Here is a 19,011-nt window from a genome sequence, read left to right on the forward strand (position 1 = left end):
GAACACTAACGATGGATGCTGTCTGCTCTGATCTGGTTGCTGAGGTTCGCGCGTTTCGCCAGCGCTTCCCGCAGGTGCGTTACGTTGACCTGATTTCCCTGGACATTCCCGGGCATTTTTACGGCAAACGCTACCCGATAGACATGCTCGAGAAGGTCGCCGCTGGCAGCGTGCTCAAGCTGCCGCAAAACTGTGTGTTGCTGGGTACGCAGGGCGGTCTGTTCAAAATCGGCGACTACTGTTTCAACGACGGCGACCCGGATGCTCCACGCCGCCTGGTGCCCGGTACGCTCAAGCCAGTGAGCTGGGAAAAGCAACCACTGGGGCAGATGCTGATTACTTCAAACGGTACTGAAAAGCCAATCGTCTTCGAGCCGCGCGAAGTGTTGGCGCAGGTGCTTGAGCGCCTCGGCCGAAAAGGGATTTTCCCCGTGGTCGCATTCGAATTGGAGTTCTATCTGTTCGATCGCCAGCTACGTGACGGCTTGCCACAGTTCCCTCGCGATCAGCTGACCGACGATGCCGATGATCAGCCGAATATGCACATCGAACGGCTGTCGAGATTTTCACCGGTACTCGATGACATGGTCGAGACGGCGCGGGCGCAAGGCATTGATGCCACGGTAATCACTGCGGAGCTGGGCCCGGGCCAGTTCGAGATCAATTTCGGTCACCTTGACGACGGTCTGCGTGCGGCCGACTGGGCGGCCCTGTTCTGCCGCAGCACACGGGGCGTGGCCCTCAAGCACAACCACCGCGCCAGCTTCATGGCCAAACCCTACTTGCAGCATCCCGGTAGCGGCATGCATGTGCATGTGAGCCTTTACGACGAGGCGGGAACCAACCTGTTGGCGGCTAACGATCAGCAGGCGCTGCGCCATGCAGTGGCCGGTTGCCTTGAAGTGTTGCCGCATTGCATGCCGATCTTTGCACCGAATCACAATGCAATGCGTCGCTTGAGCGGCACGGTGAATGTCGCGACGCGCGCCAGTTGGGGCTTTGAAGATCGTGACGCCTGCCTGCGGGTGCCTGAGTCGGACGCTAAAAATCTGCGCATCGAACATCGCCTGGCAGGCGCGGATGCCAATCCTTATCTCGTGTTGGCGGCGATTCTGGTCGGGCTGGAGCAAGGGCTGGAAGTGGGGCGTGAACCGATTGCATCCCTCAACGAAGATCGTGGCAGCGGAATCGACTTCCCGCTGGAGATGCTGGAGGCCGTGCGTTCGATGCAAAACAACGTGCAGCTGCGCGAGGGTTTGGGGGCAGAGTTTGTAGATGTCTACTGCGAAAACAAGCGCCAGGACCATTTGGCGTTCCTGCAGGACATCAGTGCGCGGGAGTATCGCTGGTACCTGTAAAGGGGGAATTTTCGACGCTCGCCCATAAAAATTGTGTGGATATTTAATGAGTTAGACGTTTTAGTAACCGGATAGTGAATCAAAATATCTTGTTGCAGGCAGAAATATTAAGTAATATTCGCCCCGCGTTCACCACCACGGTTTATGCATTTTGAGTCCCAGGCGTCCATCAGCTGCCTGGGATTTTTTTTGCCTGAAATTCGGACCGGTGCGCACAATCTGACCCGGTGCATCAAGACCACAATCACAGCGGCAAATGATGCATATCCACTACCGCGAGATGATCCCGTGATCGATCGCGTATTTGACCAGCGCCGCCGGTTTGTCGATGTTGAGTTTGCGACGGATGCTCAAGCGATGGGTTTCTACCGTGCGAACGCTGATGTCCAGTTCGCGGGCCATCTCCTTGTTGTTCAACCCCTGGGCCATCTTGTACAACACCTGGCTCTCGCGCGGTGTCAGCTCGTTGTCGGTATTTTTATCGGCGATGAGCCGCTGGGCGATCTCGGCACTGTAGAACGTGCCGCCACTGGCGATGGCTTCGATCGCCGCGATGATTTCCCGCGACGGTGAATTCTTCAGCACATAGCCGCTGGCCCCCGCGCGAACGGACTCACTCACGTATTCATTATTGTCGTACATGCTGAGCACCAGCACCTTGAGCGACGGGTACTGGCTGCGCAACACCCGGGTCAGCTCGAGCCCGTTCATGTCCCGCAGGCTGATGTCGACCAGCAACAGGTCCGGCTGGCAGCGTCCGACCATTTCAATGGCATCCGCGCCACTCTCGGCTTCGCCCACCACTTCCAGGGGGGCCATGACCGCCAGTAGTGCTTTGATCCCGTCGCGGACCAGGGCGTGATCGTCGACCAGGGCGACGCGGATCGGGTAGGGCAGGTTCATCGCGGGTATTCACTCTTGTTGTCAGGGGGTGAGTCAGCGTGTTGTACCGGGCATTTTCATTGGCAGCCAAACGTCCAGCTCGCTTCTTCCCGGCATCGAGATCAGGTCGAATCGTCCACCAAAATGCTCGACACGCTCACGGATATTACGCAGGCCAATGCCCGTATGACGACGTTCGACCTGGGCGACGTTGAAACCGATACCGTCATCGACCACTGTCAACCGTACGGAATCTTCGGACCCGTACAAGGTAATGGAGACGTTTTTAGCCTGGGCATGTCGTTCAACATTAGTCAGGCCTTCTTGCACGATGCGAAACAGCGAAACCGCTGCCCCATCGACCAAGTGGCAGTCGAATTCGTTGTCGTTGTAAGTCACCACCAGGCCGCTGCGTTGCTCGAATTCTGCGGCGAGTTGACCGATCGCCGCCGGCAGCCCCAGGGTGTCGAGCAGCGAGGAGCGCAGGTCGTGGGAGAGGCTGCGAACCTCGCCAATCGCTTCCCCCAGGCGTTCCGTGGCGTCTCTCAGCGTACTCAAACCCTTGTCGTGTGCTGGCCCATTATCGAGCAGATGGCTGGCCAGCTCGAACTGAAACTTGATGGAGACCAGTAGCTGACTGATGCCGTCGTGCAGTTCACGAGAAACCCGTGAGCGCTCTTCCTCTTGCAAGCTGACGATACGCTGAGTCAGGCGCTGAAGTTTTTTGTCGGCCAGACGATGCTCGCTGACGTTTAGTGTCATGCCGCTGGCGAAGACAAACAGCACCGCCACGAGGGCCACCGCGGCAATCGCCAGCATGGTTTTACGAATGCCCTGGGCCACTTCGTCACGCGCCTGCTGGGTGGCGCGCTCAACGTCTTCAAGGTAGATGCCGGTGCCGAGCATCCAGCCCCAACGATCCAGCATCACCACATAGGCGAGCTTGTCGGTCACCTGGCCGGAAGAGGGCTTGTTCCAGGCGTAGCGTTGAAAGCCTTCGCCCGATTGCGCACTTTTGAGCAACGCTTGGATCACCGGCAAACCGTGAGGGTCCTTCATGTCCCACAGGTATTTGCCCACCAGCTCGGACTGGCGCGCGTGCATCAGGCTGCGACCCTCGTGGTCGTAGACGAAGAAGTAGCCATTGATGCCAAAGCTGAGCTTGCGCAGTTCTTCCAGCACTTTTTGCTGTGCGTGTTCGTCACCGTGGCCGTCGTCGTACAGTGGCTCGATCAGGCTTTGCGCCATTTCGACGTAGTTCTTAAGTTCGGCTCGCTTGCTGGCCAGAATGCTGTCTTCGATCAGTTGCGCCTGTTGTTCACCCAGTTGGCGGTTCATGGAAATCACCAGCGCGCAGATGACGGCGATGGCCAACACCAGCGGAAGAATCCCGAGCGCGACGATTTTGTGTTTGAGCTGCATCTCTGCTCCTGTCCGGATCGAGGGAAGGCGAAGGCCCGGCATCATATGCCAAAGATACGCGCGTCCAGTAGCGGTGCTGGACGGAATGACCTGTGGCTGGCTTGTCGGGTCGCTGCATCGCTGCGATGGCGGCCTTAGGGCCGACCATGCTGTTGTTGACTGAGTACATATCCATTTCTGCGGTAACGGCCACTTAGGGTTTCGCCCTTACGGCGAGTCCCTTTTGGCAAACGCCCCTAAAGGAACCAAAAGGTCTCGCCCCGAGCGTCCGGCCCCTCGCCTAGGCTCGGCGTTCCTTCGCTCCGGTATCCATCCGGGGACACTGCCCTCCGGTCTGCTTCGCGACGACCTACATGCAGCGTGTTCGACTGCGTCGAACGGCGCTGCGCGCCACTCCCCGGATGAACACCTCCACTCAGCCTCCCGAAGGGGCGGGTGGATCAAGATCAAGAGCTGCAGGCGAGCTAACGCTCGGCCTGTTGAGTGGTGAGGGGCGAAAGGCGAACACCGATTCCCTGTGGGAGCGAGCTTGCTCGCGAAGGCGGCCTGACAGCCGACCAATTACTCATTCCCCTGTGGGAGCGGCGTCATCTACGTAGAACTACGTAGGCTCGACGTACGTAGTAACGCGGATTTATTTGTAGACGGCATGCGGGGATATTGGGCCAGCTCCGCACAGCGGACACAATTATAAAAATTACCGCCGCAGTCCACTGGCTGTCGGCAGGAGACACGCTATGCCCCGTCTGGCTAAACACCTCGCCTGGTTTGCCGTGGCTGTCCTGGGAGCGTTTGCGCTAAGTGTCGTGGCCCTGCGCCGCGGCGAAGCGATCAACGCACTCTGGATCGTAGTCGCAGCAGTCGCTATCTACCTCGTCGCTTATCGTTACTACAGCCTGTTCATCGCCACCAAGGTGATGCAACTCGACCCCAATCGTGCCACGCCCGCTGTCGTTAACAATGACGGTCTGGACTACGTGCCGACCAACAAACACGTACTTTTCGGTCACCACTTCGCCGCCATCGCTGGCGCAGGGCCGCTGGTCGGTCCGGTCCTGGCGGCGCAGATGGGCTACCTGCCCGGTACGCTGTGGCTGATTGCCGGCGTGGTGCTGGCCGGTGCCGTTCAGGACTTCATGGTCCTGTTCATGTCCACCCGCCGCAACGGTCGTTCCCTCGGCGACATGGTTCGTGAGGAAATGGGCCGCATCCCCGGGACCATCGCGCTGTTCGGCTGCTTCCTGATCATGGTCATCATCCTCGCGGTGTTGGCGCTGATCGTGGTCAAGGCCCTGGCCGAAAGCCCGTGGGGTATGTTCACGGTGATGGCGACCATCCCGATCGCGATGTTCATGGGCATTTACATGCGCTACATCCGTCCGGGCCGCATCGGCGAAATCTCGGTGATCGGCGTGGCGTTGCTGCTGGGTTCGATCTGGCTGGGCGGGCAGATTGCCGCTGATCCGGTCTGGGCCAAGGCCTTTACCTTTACCGGGATCCAGATCACCTGGATGCTGATCGGCTACGGTTTTGTCGCAGCGGTATTGCCGGTGTGGCTGATTCTGGCGCCGCGGGACTACCTGTCGACCTTCCTGAAAATCGGCACCATCGTGGCCTTGGCGATCGGCATTCTGATCACCATGCCCGACCTGAAAATGCCGGCACTGACCCAGTTCGTCGACGGCACCGGGCCGGTATGGAAGGGCGGTCTGTTCCCATTCCTGTTTATCACCATCGCCTGTGGCGCGGTCTCGGGTTTCCACGCGCTGATTGCTTCCGGCACTACGCCGAAGTTGCTGGCCAGTGAAGGCCATGCCCGTTACATCGGTTACGGCGGCATGCTGATGGAATCCTTCGTGGCCATCATGGCGATGGTGGCTGCGTCGGTGATCGAACCAGGCGTGTACTTCGCCATGAACAGCCCGGCGGCGCTTGTCGGCTCTGATGCTGTTTCGGTTGCTCAGACCGTCAGCAGCTGGGGCTTTGCAATTACCCCGGAAGCACTGCAAGCGGTGGCCAAGGACATCGGTGAAACCACCATCCTGGCCCGTGCCGGCGGTGCACCGACCCTGGCAGTCGGTATCGCGCAGATCCTGCACAACCTTCTGCCGGGTGAAAACACCATGGCGTTCTGGTACCACTTCGCGATCCTGTTCGAAGCGCTGTTCATCCTGACGGCCGTCGATGCCGGTACCCGTGCCGGGCGTTTCATGCTGCAAGACTTGCTCGGTTCCTTCGTGCCGGCGCTGAAACGCACCGAATCCTGGACCGCCAACCTGATCGCAACCGCCGGTTGTGTGGCGATGTGGGGGTATCTGTTGTACCAGGGCGTGATCGATCCGTTGGGAGGCATCAACACCTTGTGGCCGTTGTTCGGTATCTCCAACCAGATGCTGGCCGGTATCGCACTGATGTTGGCGACCGTTGTGCTGATCAAAATGAAACGCCAGCGCTACGTCTGGGTCACCATGTTGCCCGCCGTGTGGTTGCTGATCTGCACCACCACCGCAGGCTTCATCAAGCTGTTCGATGCCAACCCGGCGATCGGTTTCCTGGCCTTGGCCAAGAAGTACAGCGATGCCCTGGCCAACGGTCAGATCCTCGCCCCGGCGAAGAGCATCGACCAGATGCAGCACGTGATCTACAACGCGTACACCAACGCAACGCTGACCGCGCTGTTCTTGCTGGTGGTCTTCAGCATCCTGTTCTTTGCACTCAAGGTTGGTATCGCCGCCTGGGGCACTAAAGAACGTACGGATAAAGAAGCGCCATTCCAGGCACTGCCGGACGCTTGATCGAGGATTGCAGCATGTTCAATGACCTGAGTCGCCTCGGTAAATACCTCGGTCAGGCTGCGCGCCTGATGGTCGGGATGCCCGACTACGACACCTACGTCGAGCACATGCAAACCAAGCACCCGGACAAACCGGTGATGAGTTATGAGGTGTTCTTTCGGGAACGCCAGGAAGCTCGTTACGGAAGCAAGGCTGGGCCGAAGTGCTGTTGAGGGTGGGTGGCAGTGATGCCACCTAAATAGCTAATAAAGAACCCGGCTGATGAGGCCGGGTTTTTTTTTGAGTGAATGGCATTGGCCGATCCGTGGCGAGTCAGCTTGCGGGGATGGTTTCGAGCGTTTCGAGATCCAGCAGGGTGAAGTAACCACGGTCCGGCCTCCAGCCACCCGTATCGATGTGAATCACATTGCCAAGGCTGACGGGCATATAAAGCGGCGTATGCCCTACCACCAGTGCGCGCAGGCCTTCAACGCCATGCGTCTCTTGCTGATCGATTCGCCTTCGTGACCACATGCAGTAGTGCTGCAGCTCCTGCAGACGCCTGTTGGTTTCCGGCGACTCCAGTTCCTTTCGCAGTTGCTGCCATGATGGAAATGGACAATCGGCGTGCACGATGCCGATCAGGCCGTAGGCTGTTTCGACTTCGATTGCGATAGGGAGCTTGGCGAACTGCGCCGCGAATGCTTGCTTCTCGAACAGCGACAGCCCCACGAACCATGAGCCGCCGTTGTCGATCCAGCTGTCGACGTCGCAGGTATCGAAGTACACCACGTAGTCGTCATGGTTGCCTCGCACCGGGTGGAACCATGCCTTGTCCAGCCAATCGAGCGCATCATGGCACTCGGGCCCACGGTCAATCAGATCGCCAACACTGAACAGGCGATCTACCAAGTGGTTGAACCCGGCTGCATCCAAAGCGTCCTGCAACCGAGTGAAATGGCCATGAATGTCACCGACCGCGAAATCTCGGCCGGCAACGTTTGTGGCGAAGCGCTTTACGCGCGACATCTCTAAAGTTTCGAGCATGGGAATGCCACTCCGGCTGCTCCCCAACGGGCTAGTCAGTTCAGTTTAGGCCAAGAAGTGGTACTCGACCTTACCGCGCCGGCAGGCAGACCTTTACCGCCTGCCCGACAGGCTGCCCAGATCAAACACCGTCAGAGCAAGTAGGCCGTTGCTTGCGCGAAATGGTTGTCCTGCACTCCTGCGATGAGGTGCAGAGGAATGTGTTGCGCATCCATGGATGGAACTTCGAAACTATCCACAATCTGGGTGTGGCGCTCACTCAGCCCGGTCGACTCTTCGACAAGAGCCTTAGCCATTCTCGCGTGGTTCGCTGCGATTTCGTTGAGAGTTGACACGTTACATCTCCCGGTGACTGACCAAGCGCATCGCTGGCGTCCTAAGCGTTAATTAAAATGCTGCCGCGTCAGAATTACGTCGTTCTGGGGCTGCTACGAGCGTCTTCTGCAAACCTTAAGCCAGGAATAGTCAAAAAATTCGCGCAACGTTTTTGATGCGACGAATGGTGGTGCCGATATTTCCTGAGCCTATAAGGCCGGGGAAAAAGGTGATTAGACGTGCCGAAGTTGTTTTGTTAAAAAAATAGTGCATGGCTGCTATTGACGCGCCAATGCATCTCCATTCGGTTAGATGGAAATCGCCCAACATTGAGCTGGGCAACGATCAATGAGTCTGATGCCGATACAGGGATAAGTAACTGCGACTTTGGCCAACTGCTCGCGCACAGAGGCATTGGGCTCATTGATCCCCTTCCCCTTTCGCAGGTTGATCCTTTCGAACGAACCACATCGCCCAGCGTTCTGCTGGTTGCCGTTGGGTATTGCGCGCAGGGGAGCGCATGCGGACTGGCCCAAACTTGAAGGCTAACAGCGCTGGTTGCTTGGGCGATGCCGCGCTACAGTCACCCCTTTTAGGACAAGGAAGTATCATGGGGATTTTGAAAGTAGCAGTGACTCGACCCATTTTCCGCCAATGGTTGATCACGGCTTCTATTGGTCTTTTTGCAGTGGCGGGCGGTGCACAGGCCCAAACTACGCCACAGGCAAACCAGGAGATAAAGGGCTTACTGGATTTTGTGGAGCGCAGTGAGTGTAAGTTCGTGCGCAACGGCACTGAATACCCTGGACCCCAGGCTCGGGCACATCTCGAAAAGAAGCTGAATTATCTCGAAGGCAAGAACCTGGTGAGCAGCGCAGAAGACTTCATCGACCTCGCTGCCACTAAAAGCAGCATGAATGGCAACGCCTACGAAGTGCGTTGCTCAGCAGGCGTCCAACCGACGAGCACCTGGCTGAAGACAGAGCTACAGAGACAACGCCAGCTCCATTGAGCTTACCCCCGAAACGAGAAAGCCCGGCCCACTTGCCGAAATGCTGTTCACTTAAGGTTGGGGTACATATCCGTTTCTGCGGTGATGGCTGATTACGGTTTCGCTCTTGCAGCCAGCCCTTTCAAGGTCTTTTGACTTTCGCGGCTTTGAGCACCCGATCCGTCGACACGTGGGCATTCACTGCCTTACCCTCCAGCCATTCTTTGGACTTGAGCACCTTCGGACCTCGTTTGCTTTTGGCGACCGCTTTGGGCTGGACGTTTCGGCCTAGCGTCAGCAGGTACTGAGCCAGCCCTCCTGCGGGGATGGGGAGGGATAAGTGCTCTGGCGGCAAGGCTATTTGCATACCCTCATAACCGCTGCGAACCTGTACCGTCAGGTGAAAGATCGACGCTTCCCAGCCCTCGGGTTGGGTCTGGCAATGAGCCTGTTCGACACTGCGTTTAAGCACGGACAAAACGTTGTAAGCCAACACGGCGGACGCGAACCCCAGCAGGGCGGCTTTGGGGTTGCCCAAGGTTTCGATTTCACTGTCCAGCACCGATTCCAGACGCTGGAACATCCCTTCAATACTCCAGCGACGTCGGTACAAATCGGCGATCTGCTCTGCGCTGATGGTGTCGGGCAAGTTGCTCCAGAAGGACAGCGTGGTGTCGCCGGATTCGGTGGGGTTTTGCAGGTTCAGTTCGACACGCCGCCACTGGCGTCCGCCTTTTACTTCGATGGTTTGCTCGCGCACGCTGGCGGTTGCGACCGGGACAGGCTCCTGCCAGTCGCTTTCTTTAAGCAGGCGTGGATGCTTGCTTTGTTCGCGAATGATGAATGAAGCGCCGGCATCTTCGCAGGCCTCCATGACCGGGAGCGTGCAGTAGAGCCGATCAGCCATCCATAGCTGGCCCGCCGTGGCCTTTTCCAGCAACGGCAGCACGCTGACGCGCTCGCTGGCATAGGCATCTTCACAGGGCTGAAGGTCGACGACTTGGTCGAGATCAGGGTCGTAAACCACGACCGAAAAACCAGGGCGGGCAGCACCTCGTTGGCGGCGCAAAGCGCCCAGACGTTTTTCGCTGGAAGGCAGATGGTTGCCGTCGACGACGCGTAATTGCCAGCCAGGCAAAATGGCCGAGCAACCCAATTCTTGAATCGTCGGAGCCAGGCGCTGCGCGCTACCAGTTACCAACGCGCGCAACAGCGCAGGTTCGATTCGGCTGACCTTGTCATAAAGCGCCGCCAGGCTGACGGGAAGATCCTCCATCTGCCGCGCGGCGGCGTGTAGGGAGGGCCGCAAACCCAGAGAAACAAGGGACATCAGCTCAATAATGGTCGAAAACAAAAGCTCGCGCGGGTACTGGCGCTGACGATGTTCTTCGAACACCTGATCAACCCACTCTGCCGCAACGGCCTGCTCCAAAACCAATTTGGCCATGACACTGGCCGGTGCTTTTTTCTCGAACCGCGCTAAAACCTCTGCCCACATCGTCTCGCCGTCCTGACTGGAGTTTTGAGGATTTTATCAAAGACCTTGAAAGGGCTGGCTCTTGCAGCGACTCACTTTTCCAAACGCCGAAAAGTAAGCAAAAGGCTTTGCCCCTCCATTCGGTGTCTTGCTTAGGCTCGGCATGCCCTCACTCCGGCATTGCTCCGGGGCCCCGCCGCCATCGGCCATCCATGGCCGGGGGCGGCTACCGCGGCACCCTTGCCGCGGTAGCCCCCTGCGCAACGCCTGTGCTCGGCCGCAGGCAGATCAAGATCAAAAGCCTGTAGCGGTTTACCGATCCCGGCCTGGCCCAATTGCTTAGTCTCGTACTGTTGAACCCAGCGACGGACCGCAGTCTCACCAATATTCAGATCGCGGCACCTGCGGAACGGTCAGCCCTTGGTCCTTGATCATCTTCACGACTTGGGGTTTATCGGCAATGCAGGAGGACGTCAGTCAAGGCGTTCTGTAGCGAGAACGTTCATTTTCGTTCGCTTACCTTGAAAGACAAGCGAAGCTAAGAAAGGGGACAGGCTTCAGTGCGCCTTCAATTGATTCTGAGCCTGATTATCTTGACGGTGTACAGCAGCGGCTCGTTCGCCTGAGCGTGTTGAACGCAGAGCAGGCATGCAGTCAGGCTCGCAAACGCCAGCCACTTTTTTGGCAACGATATCGATAATCTCAAAATTCCAGAGTGGTGGAGGGGATTGGCTTGGGCGCGGAGGGCAAGGCCACTGGCACCACATCGATCACGCAGGTGTGGTACGCACCGAGGCTTTCGCGATGGCCGATGCTGACCAGCGTAATGTCGGTTGCCGCCAGCGCTTCGTACAACCGACGTTCGGCACTGTCGTCAAGGCCCGAGGTGGCTTCGTCGAGGAACAGCAATGGTGGCCGAATCAGCAAGGCGCGGGCCATGGCCAGGCGCTGTTGCTCGCCGGGGCTCAATCGCCGGCTCCAGTCATCGGTGCTGTGCAATGGCAAGTGCTGCAACTCTGTCAGTTTGAGCACAGCTTCCAGGCGTGCTTCATCGATTTCGATAGCACCGGTCTCGCCGGTTTGATGCAACAGTTCATGCAACGAACCATTGGGCAGATAAGGCCTCTGCGGCAGGATAAGTAGACCCTCGCGGTCCAGTTCGACGCTGCCCTGGTGCCGTGGCCACAATCCGGCAAGCGAGCGGAGCAGGGTGGTCTTGCCCACGCCGGAAGGGCCGCGCAGCAGCAGCCGTTCGCCGGGAGCCAAGGTCAGCGTCAGCGGTTCGAACAGCGGTAAACCGTGCTCGTTCAGCGGTGCAAAGTTATGCAACCGCAGGCCAGCTGTACGACGGGTGACGGGGTCAACCGGTGCAGGTAGTGCGTCAAGTTCACGCCAGAAACTGCATAAGCGAGTCTTGGTCGCACGCCATTCGGCGATTTGCGGGTAGCTGCGAATCAGAAACGAGAGAGAAGCCTGAATTTCGCCGAAAGCCGAAGCGATCTGAGTCAGTTGCCCCAGTTGGATTTCCCGCGAGAAGAAGCGCGGCGACACCAGCAGCAGCGGCAAGGTAAAGGCAAATCGCTCATACGCCGCATTAATGCCCAACAGGTGTTTTTTCGAGCGAACCAGCTTGCCGTAGTTGCTCAGCAGCAGTCCCAGTTGTCCCAGTAACTGCTTGCTTTCCCAGCCCTGACCACGGGAAAGGGCGACGTTTTCGGCGTCTTCACGCAGACGCGTCAGGCCGAAACGAAAATCCGCCTCACGACGTTGTTGCAGGAAATTGAGCCCGATCAGCGGTTTACCGATCCAGTGCGCGATGCCGCTGCCGATCACGGCGTAGATCAAGGCGAGCCATAACATATAGCCGGGGATGGCGACGGCATGCCCGGCGACTTCAAATTCCAGCGTGCCGGAAATGCGCCACATGATCATGCTGAACAGCACCACCAGAATGATCGCCTGGAGCAGGTTCAAGCCCAGGTCCAGGGTCTGCTCGACGAAAATCTTGCAGTCCTCGGCAATGCGCTGATCGGGGTTGTCGTAGGTCACGCTGTAAAAGCGGCTGCGGTAGTAGCGTTGGCTGTCGAGCCACTTGCCGAGAAAGGCCTGGGTGAGTTTTTCTCGCCAGCTGATCAGCAAGCGTTGCTGCACTTGGAACTTGGCCATGGTGCAGGCGATGAAGGCGACGTCGAGTACCAGCAACTCCACGACGTGATAACCGAACGCGGCGGCGTCCAGACTTTGCAACGAGTTGTAAAAGCCCAGGCTCCACTCGTTCCAGCGCACCTGGATCGCAATGATCCCGGCCACCGCCAGCATGGCCAGGGCGAGTGTCAGCCACGCGCGACGACGGCCTTGAGCTGACCAGTAAGGTGCGGCCAGCAACTTCATATCTTGGATGAACATCGGAGCGTCCTGCCTGGCAAACTCGGGGGTTGACCCGCCGTGTTGAGTCTTCGGAAATCAAAAAACGTGGTAGGTTAACAGTTCTCAAACTCAGTTACGAAGCCTCATGACGTCTCTTCAAACCACCGCCCGAATGCTCGACGAAACCCTGCTCGATCAGTTGTTTCGTTTCGATGGCGCCTTTCTGCGCAGCACCTGCCGACTGAGCAGCCACGTCGAAGGCCGTGGGTTGATTGAGTTTCGCGATCCGCAAACCTGCACTGACCTGTTGAGTCTTTACGCTCACTATTATCCCGCTGCGCCTCGGGCTGCACTGGTGTCGCAATGGTCGATGGACTTGATCTGCGTGACGCTGGCCTTACCGCTGGCCGCCGCTGCGCAGCATCTGCGTTGTATCGTGCATGATCCCCATGTGGCGCTGGAAAACGGAATGCCCGTGGCTCAGGTGTTTGCTGCCGGTGAGGTGCTGCCATTGAACAATCCGCTGGCCTTCGCGCAGCACCTGTTGACCGAAGAAATGGCGCCGCTGGTGCAGGCACTGGCCAGCGCCGGGCGGGTAGCCCAGCGCTTGCTGTGGAACAACGTGGCGGCCGCCATCGATGTCGCGCTCGATTACTTCCAGATGCCGCACGCGCCGCAATGGCGCGAACGGCTGTTCCGGGAGCGACACTGGGCCGACGGCACGCGCAATCCGCTGTACGGTTTCCTGCAACTGGCCCCCGGCCCGAGCGGCGCACCGTTGCTGATGCGCAAGGTGTGTTGCCTGCACCACCAACTGGGTGACGCGCGCCCGTACTGCGACAACTGTCCGCTGGTGCCGGGCGCTGACATCACACCACCTCATCAGGCATAAGCCGCGTGCGCTTCCACCTGGGTGAGACGGCCGTTCTCTACTTTCAGCACCCGGTCGGCCTGCTGGAAGTAAGCGTCATCGTGGGTGATCACGATCACGGTTTTGCCCCGGGCTTTTAGTTCCGGCAACAGCTCCATGTAGAACACCCGCTTGAAGGTCGGATCCTGGTCGGCGGCCCATTCATCGAACAAATAAAACGGTTTGTCATCCAGATACGCCGACACCAGCGCCAGTCGCTTGCGTTGACCCGTGGACAGTTCCACGGTGGAAAAACGGTCGTCGACAATGCTGACTTTGTGTCCTAACCCCAATGCTTTCACATAACGCGTCGCTTCGGCGGTGCGATATTCGGCGTCCGGTCCGTCGTCGCCCAACAAATGTTCGAACAGGTGGAAGTCAGCGAACACCGCTGCAAAGTGCTGACGGTATTGCTCGCGGTTGTCGTCGTCCACTTCCACACCATTGAGCACCACGCAACCGGTTTCCGGTGCGTACAGCCCGAGCATCAGCATGGACAGCGTGGTCTTGCCACTGCCATTGCCACCCACCACAAACACCAGTTCGCCCTGTTCCAGTGTCAGGTCTATCGGCCCGAGCATGAAGGGATGATCCTCGTGCTCGCCGGGATAGCGGTGGCACACGCCGTTGAGCAACAGGCGCATCGGGCCTTCACTGGCGAACACATTGCCGAGCGGCGCAGCTATCTGGGCTTCGGTGCTCAGCTCCGCGTCCAGTTGGCGAATGCGGTTCAGGGCGATGCTGGCTTGACGCAGCGAGGGCAGGGCGATCATCAGGTCGGAGATCGGCCGTACCAGGTACAACAAGGTCACGGTGAAACTGGTCAGCACGGTAATCGGTTGCGGCAGCCAGAACGGCACGATGAACAGCAGCACGCCGAGGTTGAGGTAAAACAACAACGTGCCGAGGTTGGCCACCACCGAATACCCGGCCATACCGCGCAGGAAACGCACGCGAAACTCGTCGGCACCCGGACGGATGACTCGTTCGACAAAGGCTTCACCGCGGGCGTTGTTCAGCTGCAATTCCTTGCTGCCTTCGATCAGGCTACGAAAGTGCTGATACAGCACATCCTTTTGCTGGCGCACTCGTTCCAGATGGCTCAACGGCCCACGTTCGGCCAGGTGAAACGCCACCAGGCCGACCATCAGAAACAAGGCCAGAATCGCCAGCAACGACCACGACAGCCAAGCCAGATAGGCAAAGCATGCCAGGGTCACCACAGCGTTGACGAACAGCAACGGAACCCACTCGAACGCAGCGGTAAACGTGTGCACGTCTTCGGTGAGGATCACCAGCAAACGGTGTTTGCCCATGCCTTGCAGGCGTTTGAGCGGGGTGGCGAGCAGCTTGCGCGACAAGTCGATACGCATCTGGAAAATCGCGCTTTGGGTCAGGTGCAGCAGCGACAGTTCCGAACAGAGTTTGCTCAGCAGCATGCCGATACACAGCCCGAAAAACCCCAGGGCCAGTTCCGGCAATTGCTGCGGGTTGGCCAACCCACGGTTGATCAGAATCACCAGCCCCGCACTGGCCAGACCGCCCAGTGCGCCAGTGATTGAGGCCAGTGCCAGCAGGCGTGCCGATTGGCGGTAAAGATAGAGGATCAGGTTCATGCGACGGTTTCCGTCGAGGCCATGGCCAGCGACTTGTTGAGTTGTTCATGGAAGGCGGACTGCCCGAGGATCGTGTCGTGATCGGCGGCGACCTGATGATGACAGGTTCGCTGACTGATCGCGTCCCATTGCGCCGGCAGAGTCGGGTGCTCGACAAGCGTCTGATCGGCCCACCAGAGTTGCAGCGTGGCCTGCACGATGGGCACCGAATAGCCGCTGACCCAACGACGCGCGTCAGCCATCACATTCAAGGTCTGCTCGACATAGGCCAGCGGCGCATTGAGTTCCAGGCCGTAGGCGCTGGCCCATTCCAGCAGGGCGAAACGCAATTGCTCCACGCGACCCAGTTCGGCAGTTGCCGTGCGCAGCTCCGTCAGACATTGCGCGGTGAGTCGCTGGCGGCTGTCGCTGCTCAATTCTTGCTGAACGATGGCCTGCAGCGCATCCCACGTCAGCGTTTCATCCTCGGCGTGGAACGTGCTGTCGAACAACCCCAACCACTCAACCGCTTGCCCTTGGGCCTCCAGCTGCCGGGTCAACTCCAGCGCGAGCAAGCCGCCCATCGACCAACCGGCCAGGCGATACGGACCCTGAGCCTGAATCTGGCGGATCTGCGGCAAGTATTCGCGGGCTAATGCAACGAGGTCCTGACTGTGCAGCGACTCGGGCAGCGGAACGCCGTACACCGGCAGCACCTTCGGCAACCCGGCGACCATCGGCATGTAATGGTGAACCCCGCCCGATGGTTGGTGCAGGCAGAACAACGGTGTCTGTCCAGTTTCGCCGGTCTGCAAGGCAATGATCGCCGCATGGTCGCGAGGCCGGGTAATCTGTTCAGCAAGACCGATCAGCGTCGGGTGCTGGAAGATCACACTGACCGGCACCTCAATGCCGAGCGAGGCGCGCAACCTGGCGGTCATGCGCACCACCAGCAACGAATGGCCGCCGAGGGCAAAAAAGTCGTCGTGACGACCGATCACTTCGGCCTCCAGTAACTCTTGCCACACCGCTGCGAGCACTTGCTCGACATGCCCTTCGGGCGCTGCGTAAGCCGCGAGACTGCGATTTGACGCACGGGCCAGCAAGGCACGATGGTCGACCTTGCCGTTGGCAGTGCGCGGCAGCTGCGCCAACCACTGGATATCGGCGGGAATCATGTGCGCCGGTAACAGCGCCCCGAGGGATTCGCGCACGGCACTGGCCTGAAGTTGAGTGGCCGATTCTATGAACGCACGCAAGCTCGGTTCGGTCTGAGTGGTGTCCAACAAGGCCACCGCCAGTTTGGCGGCGCTGACGTTGCATAGCGCGGTTTCGATTTCGCCCAACTCGATACGGTAACCGCGCAGTTTGATCTGTGAGTCGGTGCGCCCGAGGAACAGTAGTTGTCCGTCCAGGTCCTGCCACGCGAAATCGCCGGTGCGATACAGACGTTGGCCGTCGAGGGATGGATGACGGGCCTGGATGAATTTCTCGGCGGTCATCTGCGGCAGGCCCAGATAACCTTCGGACAGTCCCGGTCCGGCAATGTGAATTTCACCTTTGAACCCTCGGGCCACGGGGGTGCCGTCGCTGTCGAGCAAGTACACCTGCGTGTGGGCAATTGCGCGGCCGATGGGTACGGAACCCGTGTGCTGATTGGACCGGCAGAGGGCGACGGTGCTCCAAACCGAAGCCTCCGTCGGACCGTATTCGTTATACAGCTGCGCGTCGGGTTGGCGCCGATAGTGACTGTCGACCAACGCTGGCGGGCAGCTTTCACCGGCGACAATCGCGGTGTTCAACGGACTCGGGCTGTCGCCTAGTTCGTCCAGCAGTAATGCATAAAGCGAAGGCAGCGCCAGCAGGTGCGACACGCCGTGGCTGCGGATCAGACGGGCCAGTTGCAGCGGATCTTTCTGTTCGGTTTCGCTGGCCAGGTGTAGGCAACCGCCCTGGGCGAGGCTCCAGAACAGTCCGGCGATGGAGCTGTCGAAGGCGAACGACGACAGCAGCAGGAATCGTTCCACCGGATGCGGATACCCCGCCAGCCGCGCCGCCAGCGAATGCAGGGCGTTGGCATGGCTGATGACCACGCCTTTGGGCTGTCCAGTACTGCCAGAGGTGTAAATCAGGTAGGCCGGCTGATCCCGCGAGACGGTCGGCTCCTCCCGTAACGGCACCGCCGGCATCGCTTGATCAATCGCCATCGCGCTCGGTTGCCAGTCCGCCGGCAGGTCTTGCACGCGAGCGTGATGGGTCAGCACCAGACGTGCCTGGCTGTCGCGCAGAATATGCTCGATGCGCTCGGTGGGGTAGGCCGGGTCGATCGGTACGTAGCAGGCGCCGGCGCGCAGGATAGCGACCAGAGCCACCACTGCATCGATGTCGCGCGGCAGGAAGTGCGCGATCCGCGCACGGGGTTCCAGGCCCTGGGCAAGCAATTGCTGGGTGAGGGCCGTGACGCGCCGATCCAGCTCGGCATAGCTCAAAGTCCCGCTTGAGCCAGTGACCGCCGGGCGTTGAGCGTTGGAGGCCGAGCCTTGGGCGAAACAGGCAGCCAGGTTCGGCAGGGCAAAAGTGGCGGCATAAAGCTGTTCTTGCGCCGGGCTCAAAGTCGGCGAAGTGGCCAATGCGCCGGTCACCCGTTGTTGCTCGGCGGCGCTGCAAGTTGTCAGTTGGCTCAGGCTGGCGGCCGGTTCACGCAGGCTGTGCTCGATCACGCTCAGCAACTGCTCGGCGAGGAGCTCGACATGGGCCGGTGAGTAGAGCGCGGCATCAAAATGCAGGGACAAACCACTGGCCGAACGCGGCTGGTATTGCAACAGCAACGCACAATCAGCGCTGACACTGTCAGCCTGTTCGATCTGCCAACCGACATCGTTCAGCGCACTGTGCGGCAAGACCGCGAGTTCGCGATAACCCACGCCGGACAACGACGGCACATTGCTCAAGTGGCTCGGGTAGCTGTCCCGGGCATCGTTGAGCAGGCCAACGCGCTCGGTCAGTTGCTGGCACAACGCGGCAAACGACAGCTCGGGCGCGGTGTCGAGCGTCAATGGTAACGGCTCGGAGAACAGGCCGAGGGCATCACCCAACACGTCCGGACGCGTCTGGTTTTCGTAGGCCAGCGTCAGGCGTTCGGCTTCGCAGTAGCGTTGCCACAAGGTGACCCAGGCGGCGAGCATGACCGTACCGGTGCTGACGCCGAGGCTTGTCGCTTGCTGATCGAGGCGTTGCAGGGTGGCGTCGTCGAACGACAGTTGCATCCGCGCCATTTCGACAATCCCGGTAACCGGATTCTGCCGCTGCCAAGGCAAAGGCACATCCGCGACCATTGCATTGAACTGCTCATCCCAGAACTGTCGGCCCAGGTCGTCCACCGACTCCAGACGCCACGCCGCATAGTCGGCGTATTGCAGCGGCGGCTCCTGAGGCGCAGCTTCCAAGTAACCCAGCGCCCATTCTTCGCTGAGGTAGCCCAGGCTGGTGCTGTCCAGATGCAAGGCCGGCAGGTGCAAGGTCGCTGACTGGGTGTTCACGTGCAGTGCGATTCCCAGCGCCTGCCAATCAGCGGTTGAATCGTCGATCACCTGCATCGGCAACGACAGCCCCGGCAGTTGTTGATAACGGGTACGCAGGATCTCGTGGCGTTGCATCAACGCCAGCAAACTGTTTTTCAGTCGTGCGCTGTCCAGTGGTTGTTCGCTGCGAATGCGCAGTGTGGCCCGCTGCGCTGACGGAGCCAGATGAGTTTGTTGCAGGCGCCACAGGTGCGCCTGTTGCGGCGACAGCTCGAAGCCTTCGAACGGCGTGTCTTCGTGAGTCTGAGTCATGCTGAGACCTGTGCAAAAAAGTGGGACATGAGCGTCGATT

Annotated in this window: 13 protein-coding genes; 5 read left to right on the forward strand and 8 right to left on the reverse strand. The window is 59.4% G+C overall.

Features of this window, described 5'->3' with window-relative positions; translation table 11 throughout:
- Positions 1-11: 11 nt before the first annotated feature.
- Positions 12-1,358, forward strand: a complete 1,347-nt coding sequence (locus tag QFX16_RS11840; RefSeq protein WP_283184045.1) for a glutamine synthetase family protein — start codon at positions 12-14, stop codon at positions 1,356-1,358.
- 270 nt (positions 1,359-1,628) lie between these two features.
- On the opposite strand, the gene QFX16_RS11845 is transcribed toward QFX16_RS11840, so the two are convergent.
- Together QFX16_RS11845 and QFX16_RS11850 are read right to left on the reverse strand one after the other, a co-directional pair.
- Positions 1,629-2,261, reverse strand: a complete 633-nt coding sequence (locus QFX16_RS11845) for a response regulator (protein WP_033057767.1) — start codon at positions 2,259-2,261, stop codon at positions 1,629-1,631.
- Positions 2,262-2,294: 33 nt separating this feature from the next.
- A complete protein-coding gene (locus tag QFX16_RS11850) occupies positions 2,295-3,662 on the reverse strand; it encodes a cache domain-containing protein (protein WP_283184046.1) in 1,368 nt (455 codons plus the stop codon).
- A 737-nt stretch (positions 3,663-4,399) separates the two neighbouring features.
- Between QFX16_RS11850 and QFX16_RS11855 the strand changes: the two genes are divergently transcribed.
- The gene (locus QFX16_RS11855) at positions 4,400-6,457 is read left to right on the forward strand and encodes a carbon starvation CstA family protein (RefSeq protein ID WP_283184047.1); all 2,058 of its coding nucleotides are present in this window, start codon (positions 4,400-4,402) and stop codon (positions 6,455-6,457) included.
- Positions 6,458-6,471: 14 nt separating this feature from the next.
- Entirely contained in the window at positions 6,472-6,669 is a 198-nt protein-coding gene (locus tag QFX16_RS11860; RefSeq protein ID WP_007900300.1) for a YbdD/YjiX family protein, read from the forward strand.
- 100 nt (positions 6,670-6,769) lie between these two features.
- On the opposite strand, the gene QFX16_RS11865 is transcribed toward QFX16_RS11860, so the two are convergent.
- The gene (locus QFX16_RS11865; protein ID WP_283184048.1) at positions 6,770-7,483 is read right to left on the reverse strand and encodes a metallophosphoesterase; all 714 of its coding nucleotides are present in this window, start codon (positions 7,481-7,483) and stop codon (positions 6,770-6,772) included.
- A gap of 131 nt (positions 7,484-7,614) precedes the next feature.
- The gene (locus QFX16_RS11870; protein WP_283184049.1) at positions 7,615-7,818 is read right to left on the reverse strand and encodes a hypothetical protein; all 204 of its coding nucleotides are present in this window, start codon (positions 7,816-7,818) and stop codon (positions 7,615-7,617) included.
- A gap of 590 nt (positions 7,819-8,408) precedes the next feature.
- On the opposite strand from QFX16_RS11870, the gene QFX16_RS11875 reads away from it, so the two are divergent.
- Positions 8,409-8,810 carry a YfeK family protein gene (locus tag QFX16_RS11875; protein ID WP_283184050.1) on the forward strand — a complete coding sequence of 134 codons (402 nt, stop codon included), beginning with the start codon at positions 8,409-8,411 and terminating at the stop codon, positions 8,808-8,810.
- 121 nt (positions 8,811-8,931) lie between these two features.
- Here the strand turns inward: QFX16_RS11875 and QFX16_RS11880 are convergent, their stop codons facing one another.
- Positions 8,932-10,236, reverse strand: coding sequence for an IS4 family transposase (locus tag QFX16_RS11880; RefSeq protein WP_283184051.1), 1,305 nt, complete (start codon positions 10,234-10,236; stop codon positions 8,932-8,934).
- 732 nt (positions 10,237-10,968) lie between these two features.
- Positions 10,969-12,672, reverse strand: a complete 1,704-nt coding sequence (locus tag QFX16_RS11885; protein ID WP_283184052.1) for an ABC transporter ATP-binding protein/permease — start codon at positions 12,670-12,672, stop codon at positions 10,969-10,971.
- A gap of 106 nt (positions 12,673-12,778) precedes the next feature.
- Here QFX16_RS11885 and fhuF point away from each other — a divergent pair, with 106 nt between their 5' ends.
- Positions 12,779-13,525, forward strand: a complete 747-nt coding sequence (fhuF, locus tag QFX16_RS11890; RefSeq protein ID WP_283184053.1) for a siderophore-iron reductase FhuF — start codon at positions 12,779-12,781, stop codon at positions 13,523-13,525.
- On the opposite strand, the gene QFX16_RS11895 is transcribed toward fhuF, so the two are convergent.
- Both QFX16_RS11895 and QFX16_RS11900 read right to left on the reverse strand, forming a co-directional pair.
- Positions 13,516-15,159 (reverse strand): cyclic peptide export ABC transporter, encoded by a 1,644-nt coding sequence (locus tag QFX16_RS11895; RefSeq protein WP_283184054.1) that lies wholly within the window; start codon positions 15,157-15,159, stop codon positions 13,516-13,518. The genes fhuF and QFX16_RS11895 overlap by 10 nt on opposite strands.
- A complete protein-coding gene (locus QFX16_RS11900) occupies positions 15,156-18,971 on the reverse strand; it encodes a non-ribosomal peptide synthetase (RefSeq protein ID WP_283184055.1) in 3,816 nt (1,271 codons plus the stop codon). The genes QFX16_RS11895 and QFX16_RS11900 overlap by 4 nt, the downstream gene beginning before the upstream one ends.
- Positions 18,972-19,011 lie beyond the last annotated feature (40 nt).

The organism is Pseudomonas svalbardensis, from assembly GCF_030053115.1.
GTDB classification, from domain to species: domain Bacteria; phylum Pseudomonadota; class Gammaproteobacteria; order Pseudomonadales; family Pseudomonadaceae; genus Aquipseudomonas; species Aquipseudomonas svalbardensis.